Annotated in this window: 9 protein-coding genes; 8 read left to right on the forward strand and 1 reads right to left on the reverse strand. The window is 57.1% G+C overall.

The window, feature by feature from the left end; all coding sequences use genetic code 11:
• The first annotated feature begins 17 nt into the window (after window positions 1–17).
• Window positions 18–518, forward strand: coding sequence for a hypothetical protein (locus HRF49_01030; GenBank protein ID MEP0813233.1), 501 nt, complete (start codon window positions 18–20; stop codon window positions 516–518).
• 125 nt (window positions 519–643) lie between these two features.
• On the opposite strand, the gene HRF49_01035 is transcribed toward HRF49_01030, so the two are convergent.
• Window positions 644–1,036, reverse strand: coding sequence for a four helix bundle protein (locus HRF49_01035; GenBank protein ID MEP0813234.1), 393 nt, complete (start codon window positions 1,034–1,036; stop codon window positions 644–646).
• Window positions 1,037–1,648: 612 nt separating this feature from the next.
• Between HRF49_01035 and HRF49_01040 the strand changes: the two genes are divergently transcribed.
• From HRF49_01040 to HRF49_01070, 7 genes are all read left to right on the forward strand, one after another.
• Window positions 1,649–2,119, forward strand: a complete 471-nt coding sequence (locus HRF49_01040; protein ID MEP0813235.1) for a hypothetical protein — start codon at window positions 1,649–1,651, stop codon at window positions 2,117–2,119.
• A 79-nt stretch (window positions 2,120–2,198) separates the two neighbouring features.
• On the forward strand, window positions 2,199–2,813 hold the full coding sequence (locus HRF49_01045; GenBank protein MEP0813236.1) for a hypothetical protein: 615 nt from the start codon (window positions 2,199–2,201) through the stop codon (window positions 2,811–2,813).
• Between the two features lie 230 nt (window positions 2,814–3,043).
• Window positions 3,044–3,622 (forward strand): hypothetical protein, encoded by a 579-nt coding sequence (locus HRF49_01050; protein ID MEP0813237.1) that lies wholly within the window; start codon window positions 3,044–3,046, stop codon window positions 3,620–3,622.
• Between the two features lie 10 nt (window positions 3,623–3,632).
• Window positions 3,633–4,139: a hypothetical protein gene (locus HRF49_01055; GenBank protein ID MEP0813238.1), complete on the forward strand. Its 507-nt coding sequence runs from the start codon at window positions 3,633–3,635 to the stop codon at window positions 4,137–4,139.
• Window positions 4,140–4,438: 299 nt separating this feature from the next.
• Entirely contained in the window at window positions 4,439–4,801 is a 363-nt protein-coding gene (locus HRF49_01060) for a hypothetical protein (GenBank protein MEP0813239.1), read from the forward strand.
• A gap of 2 nt (window positions 4,802–4,803) precedes the next feature.
• The gene (locus HRF49_01065) at window positions 4,804–5,718 is read left to right on the forward strand and encodes a hypothetical protein (GenBank protein ID MEP0813240.1); all 915 of its coding nucleotides are present in this window, start codon (window positions 4,804–4,806) and stop codon (window positions 5,716–5,718) included.
• Between the two features lie 206 nt (window positions 5,719–5,924).
• Window positions 5,925–6,511 (forward strand): hypothetical protein (locus HRF49_01070; GenBank protein MEP0813241.1); only part of this gene is annotated, 587 nt, incomplete at its 3' end.

Here is a 6,511-nt window from a genome sequence, read left to right on the forward strand (position 1 = left end):
GAGGCTGAAATAAATAAATGAAGGACAAGCCAAAATCGGCTGGGGATAATCCGTCCGGCGGAAAACCGCCGCGCGACGATTCCGCCCGCAAAAAGAAAGCCGCCGCGCCCTCCCCAAAGCCCGCGCCCGAAGCCGAAAACGCATCCGGCCGCGGCCGCCCGCCGAAGAAGCCGCCCTCCGCCGCAGCCTCGCCGCCCGATGCGCACGCCTCCGGCCCGCACGCGCCCGCCCGCCGGTTCGTCGCGCACGACCTTTTGCGCCTGATGGACGGCGCCGCCGCGCCCTCCGACCTGCTTGACGCGCTGCAGAACACTTCAAGCGCCGTCTGGGTGCTTTGGATGCACCTGCAGGTGATCCCGCCGGAGCGCCCGGAGCTGCGCTCGCTCATCTGCCACATCTGGGACGGCGTGACCAGCAACACCGAGCTTGGCAGGATGATGGGCGTGCACCGCCACACGATACTTAAGTGGAGAAGGGAGCTGGCGAAGTACTGCGAGAACCTCCCGACGGGAGATTAAAAACAAGTTGACAGTTGGACGGTTGACAGTTGACAGTTGGACAGTTGGACAGTTGGACAGTTGACAGTTGACAGCGCCAAGTTATTTAGTTATTTAGTTGCCGAGTTGCCTAGTTGCCTAGTTGCTTAGTTGCCGAGTGGCCTTGCCGGTTGTGTCCGCTGCTTCAGGTAGCTGCGAAGGCCACCGATGAGCAACGACACTTCGTTCGCAAGGTCGTAAAGCTCCCGAAACTCGTCATCGCTAACGTATCCCGCGTCCTTTCCAACGTACAGCAAGGACTGCACTTCCGCCGCAGATCCCGATGCGATAAACAGGAAATGAACAAATTCCTTGGATGAGGATCGGGCGAATCCTTCCGCGATGTTACTCATAACCGATATGGCGGAGCGCCAAAGTTGGTCGCGATAGCTGAAATCGCGGCGGAGCTTTTCTTTGAGGAGGAGTTTATGAAGCTTTGTGCATAGCGTGCGCGCCTTCTGCCAGGCAATCACATCTTCGAACTTCTTGATTATGGCCATTCCCGTTCACCTGTCCTTTCAAGCTCCAAAACCGAGAACTAGGTTACTAGGCCACTAGGCAACTTGGCAAATTTTCAACTCCAAAACTCAATAACTCAATAACTCATTTACTTGGCCTCGGTCTACTAAGCAACTAGGCAACTAGGCAACTAGGCAACTTATCAACTCCCCTATCCATTCTTATACACTTTTCGCCGTTTTTATACACATTTCGACGATTCGCTCCACTTTTCGACGGTTTTATACGCTTTTCGCCATTTCGCTCCAGTTTTGGCCGATTCGCTCCAATCGCCGCGGCATGTTTCATGTAGGGGGTCGCACGCTTCGGCGGTTATCGCGCCCGCGGCATTGCCGGAGTTTGCGGTTCGCCCGAACTGTCGTTGGAACGTTGAAAAAAGTTGAGGCTTGCCGGGCGGTACGGTCCGAAGGACGCATCCGGGTGCGCCCCGTCTCCGGAACCGCAAGGCAAGTTGATTAGTGGCCGAGTGGGCCAGTTGCCGAGTTAAGACCAAACCTGAGCTCAGCCACTAAGCCACTAAGCCACTAGGCAACTAATCAACTTCCGTTTTTTCGTTGTTCTGTTTTACCCGATCTTTTAAGGAGGATCTTGAAATGAGGTACTTGCTTCTTGTTTTGGCGCTGCTCGTCATGTTCGCAGTGCCCGCGATGGCGGCGGACAGCGATCCTGTTACTATCGACGTAACAATCACCGATTTTTACACGATTACCGTGACCGGCGGGCCGATAACGTTTACTTTCGATGGCCCCGAGGACTACACAACTCCTCCGGAATTCACCGGCCTTACACTTTCCGGCGTCACCAACGACTCGACCGCCAAAATTTACATGACTGTTACTGAAGGAGCAAATTGGAGCGGTTACGGTGTGGCTTTCGAAGCATGGGATTTTGACACCAGCTCCGACAGCTGGGAAGATGAAGATACCTGGGAAATTGAATTTGGAGCCGGAGCATATACGTATGACTATGCTGACGATGGCTTGAAATTCAGGTTGACCGGGGTTGACTATGCCGAGAACGACGTCGCTGACGGATCAGTCGTTTTCACCGCCACCTCTGCATAGCGAGAGCGCGACATGGGCGCCGGGATTTCCCGGTGCTCCGAAGTGACGAGTTTGCACAAATGCAAGGAAGGTACAGCGAATGCGCAATTTCCTAAAGTACAAGCCGGTTTTCCTCTTCCTGCTTTTGGCGCTCGCCTGGTGTTTGATTCCCGCTGACGCGTATGCCGACGACGAAGCTGAAACCCAGATCGATGTCGTGATTACTTCGTTTTTCGACATCTGGTTGACTGAAGTTGGACCCAACCTGGATGTGCCGACCACTGTTCCTCTTACGCTCGTCGAGTTTCCCGATGCCGATTATGATGATCTGGTTGCAGGGCACTTGCACCCGTATCCGGAGAGGGATAATGACAATGACAGGGACCATGTCGGTCACATCCATGTCACTGCAAACCATGCTTTCCTTGTCGGCGTCGAGATGACTGGCGGTGCTTGGGCCGATTACGACGGCAACGGCGACGGCAACAGCGACATGTACTTGTATGTATGGCAGGATGCCCAACCAAAAGTTCTGCTTCGGCAGGTTGGGGATGACGGCGGGCTTGGCTGGAATGGGTCGCCTGCATACGATTCGTATACCAAGCTTCGTATGAGATTTGAAGGCTTGAGCACTTCCACTCCGGCAGGCTACTATTCGGGAACGCTTACGTTCACCGTCTGGTCAGAAGACGGAGACGACCCATATGGTGGCTAGCTCGTATTGTGAAGGTATTAATGGCCGAATCAAACACGCGACTCTCCCTTGTGGGATTCGATAATGGCGGCAACGCCGCAAACCAGGTGATTGCCCCGCAGGGAGTTTGACAACCTGAAGTAAACAAGGGGACGGCCGGACCCCGGATAATCCGGCCTCCCCTTTTGCAGTTTCGTATTCATTCATTCATACGTTGATCGAAGGATTCATAGATGATATTCTTCCGGCCGGTGAAACTTTGGCTTTTCGCGCTCGCGGTTTTCACGCTTGCGGCCCTGCCGGAGATTGCTAAGGCCGGAGACTCGGACTCGGTCGAAGTGACGGTCACGATCGAGCCGGTGATGGAAGTTGAGTGGGAGGGGGGCAGCCTCGAGATAAAGTTCAACCTCAACTGGCTGAACGTGCTCAAGGGCTATAAAAAGCATTCCGAATACGGCGACCTATACTGGTGGAGCAACGTGGACGACTGGGTGATTACGACGACGCGGACCGAATGGTCGCCCGCTCCCGACGAGGACGCCGAGCTTGCTCTCTGGGTGCGCTGGGGGTTTCCGCCCGAAAACGACGACGAGGCCGAGCCGCCCAATCCCGATCCGGAACTTTATCCCGACCTTGGATTGTACGAATGGGATCCCGTTCCCGCGCCTTCCGAAGACTGGGGCGGCGATATAATCTGGATAGACGGCTCCAACTACGGCGCGGGTTCGGGCGTTTTCGCCGACGTGGACTGGCTTGCGACGTGGTACCCGTGCTATCTTAACAAGGGAAAGTACACAAGCGTCGTCACGATCTCGATATCGGCGGGGTAGAGGAACTGCGATGAAAAGACTTGGAAACAAATTGAAGCTTTTTCTTGCGGCCCTCCTTGCCGCCGCATTGCTTGCGCCGTCCGCCGCGTTCGCCGGAAAGGAAAAGGACGGCGAGTTCGAAATTGACTGCCCCGAAGTGCGGTATCTGGAGCTCGACACCGACAACCTGGATTACCAGGTGACCGGCCAGCAGATGCTGGACGGCTGGACCCAGACCAAAACCATCGTCGCCAAGATAAGCGCGAACTGCCAGTGGGTGCTGAACATATACGGAACGAGCGAGTATTGGACGAAGGAAAACGAGGACGGGAATTTCAAGTCCGTCGGCGACATCTGGTGGAATTATTCGCAGAATCCGTTCCAGGCGCTGACTCTTACCCCGAACCAAATCGCCAGCGGCGGGAAGAAGTACAACCAGGCGTACCCGGTGCATATCAAAATCGCACTCGATATTTCGCAGGACGGCCCGGGGGTTTATCATTACGAGTTCGTGACGTTCGAGATCACCGCGCCATGACCGACGCAAAAAAAAAAAGTGAATTAACCGAATATACCGCCGGACTCCAGTCCGGCGCATCCGTTTCGTCTCGTTTCATTGCCGCCGCGCCGATCTGGAGATCGGCGGTATATGTTTTGAGGTTGTTTTTGATAGCGGTCCGGGCGAGGCGCCCGGCCTCCTTTGACGAAAATATACCGCGCTTCGCCGGAAGGGCGCATACCGGTTTTCAACTGTCAACTGTCAACTGTCAACTGTTAACTTGTCTTTTCCTCCTTCTTCTCTCCACTCCCGCGTTCCCGGCAACTCAATCAATATCGGTGGGGGACATCACATTCGGCACCGTCGGCGAGGACGAGTACCTTCGCGGCTTCGCCTACCTCCCCGACGTCCCGGTGTACTGGCAATCCGACGTCCCGTGGATTATTACCGTCCGGTCGCTGGACCCGGATCTGGGAGCCAGCCACGACGGAACCTACGTCAAGCCGCTGTCGGATCTTATGTTCCGGCCCTCCGGCGAAAAGAACTGGCGCAGGATGCGCCAGGACGCGGAGGAGATCGCAAGCGGAACCGAAACGGGCGAAGGGACGATTTACGCGGACTTCCGCGTTATACTCAAGTTTCAAAACGACGTTCCGGGCAGGTACCGGACGACGCTGATCTTCACGATCGAGGAGCTGTAGATTTGATACGGATCTTTTTTGCGGCTTCGCTCTTCGTCGTTTTCCTCGCGGGCGGCGCGCTGGCGCAGGGATTCTCGGTCGCGCTGGGCGGCCAGGAATTTACAGCTTCGCCCGGCGAGACCGTGAGCGGCAGGATTTCGGTGTCCAACGGCTCGGAGAAGCCGACCGGGGTGAAGGTGTACGCGGGCGACCTGGTGCGTGACGCCGAAAAAACGCAGTCCTACCAGTTCAAGGACGAAGGCGGCTATGAATCCCGCTCCCTTATTCCGTGGCTGACGTTTACGCCCGACCAGATAACGCTCGATCCGGGCGGATCGGCGGAAGTTCTGTACCAGATCGAGATTCCGGCGGATGAGTCGCTTTCGGGCAGTTACTGGGGCGTGATTTACGTGTCCTCGATCCCGTCCGAAGAGCCGCTCTTCAAAGAGGACGAACCCGCCGAGGAAAAGAAGCCCAAAATCGGAATCCGGATGGTCTTCCGGTACGCCGTCAAGATTTACGTCACGATAAAGGGCACCGAAACGAGAGGCGGCACTTTCAAAGCGTTGAATGTTGCACCTGCGAAAGGCGGGTTCGACGCGACCGCTCTGTTCGAAAACACCGGCAACGTTTGGATGCGCCCCAAGTGCTGGCTGGAGCTGCGGGACGCGACGGGCGCGGCGGTTTTCACGCAGGAGCACAGCGAGCAAACCGTCCTGCCCGAAAGCGCGCTCGACTTCAAGTTCGAGGTGCGGGGCGCGCCCGTTCCGCCGGGCGAGTACCTTTTGATGGTGATCGCGGACTACGGCGGCGAGAAGCTGGTCGCCGCCCAGGCGCGCGTCAACATATCCGAACCGCCGCCGGAATCCGAATCCGCCGCGGAATCGTCCGCGGAAACGGAAGCCGGATCGTCCGCGGAGGCGGAAGTTGAAAATTGAAAGTTGCTTAGTTGCTTAGTGGCTTAGTGGCCTGGTAGCTTAGTGGCTTAGTGGCTGAGTTTTGAATTGGTTTTAACTGGGCAACTGGGCAACTAGGCAACTCGGCAACTAGGCAACGGAATTACTGGGCATCTTTCCAACTGTCGACTGTTAACTTTTGATTTGTTGTTTTCCCTTTCACAGGGATGTCGAAGGGGGGCATGATTATGAGGAAGAACGACCGAGGCGGCGATTATGCTGGCGAGCGCGGCTCCGGCTGGAGCGCGTCGTCGCGCGACATCGAGTCGCGGCTGTCCCGGCTGGGCGGCAAGGTCAAGCAGTTCTGCCGCAAGCTGAAGATGGAAGAGGCCGCCGGGCGGCTGGTGCGGGAGCACCTTCAGTACTCGTCCGCCGCGGCGCACCAGGCGCTGGCCGACGCGCGGCGGGCGAAGGACGAGCGCGAGGCCCAACGGCTGCTCGGCGCGGCGCTGCAGCAGATGAACGCGCTGATATTCTGGCTGGGGCAGCTCGAATATATGGGCGTGCAAGGCAGCGACGCGGCCAAGGCGTGCCGGGCGGCGGGCGAGCAGCTCGCGTTCGAGATCAAAACCGCGATGGCCGAGGGCGGAATAGTCCGAGGAGAAAGGATGGAAAACCGGCGGCGGGACTACCACCTGCGCGGTCTGATCGATTCCGGCGAGTACGACCAGGCGCTTTTGTACGTGGATACGATAGCGCGGATGGGCGACGAGAACGACAACGCGGAGCTTGCGGACCGCTACCGCGGCTACCGCGGGCGGATAATCCAGATAAT

It is taken from the genome of bacterium (assembly GCA_039961635.1).
GTDB lineage: Bacteria > 4484-113 > 4484-113 > JAGGVC01 > JAGGVC01 > JABRWB01.

Excerpts from the sequence above, each read along its gene's own strand:
- HRF49_01030 (MEP0813233.1), top strand. The coding sequence starts at position 18 with ATGAAGGACAAGCCAAAATCGGCTGGGGATAATCCGTCCGGCGGAAAA.
- HRF49_01035 (MEP0813234.1), bottom strand. The coding sequence starts at position 1,036 with ATGGCCATAATCAAGAAGTTCGAAGATGTGATTGCCTGGCAGAAGGCG.
- HRF49_01040 (MEP0813235.1), top strand. The coding sequence starts at position 1,649 with ATGAGGTACTTGCTTCTTGTTTTGGCGCTGCTCGTCATGTTCGCAGTG.
- HRF49_01045 (MEP0813236.1), top strand. The coding sequence starts at position 2,199 with ATGCGCAATTTCCTAAAGTACAAGCCGGTTTTCCTCTTCCTGCTTTTG.
- HRF49_01055 (MEP0813238.1), top strand. The coding sequence starts at position 3,633 with ATGAAAAGACTTGGAAACAAATTGAAGCTTTTTCTTGCGGCCCTCCTT.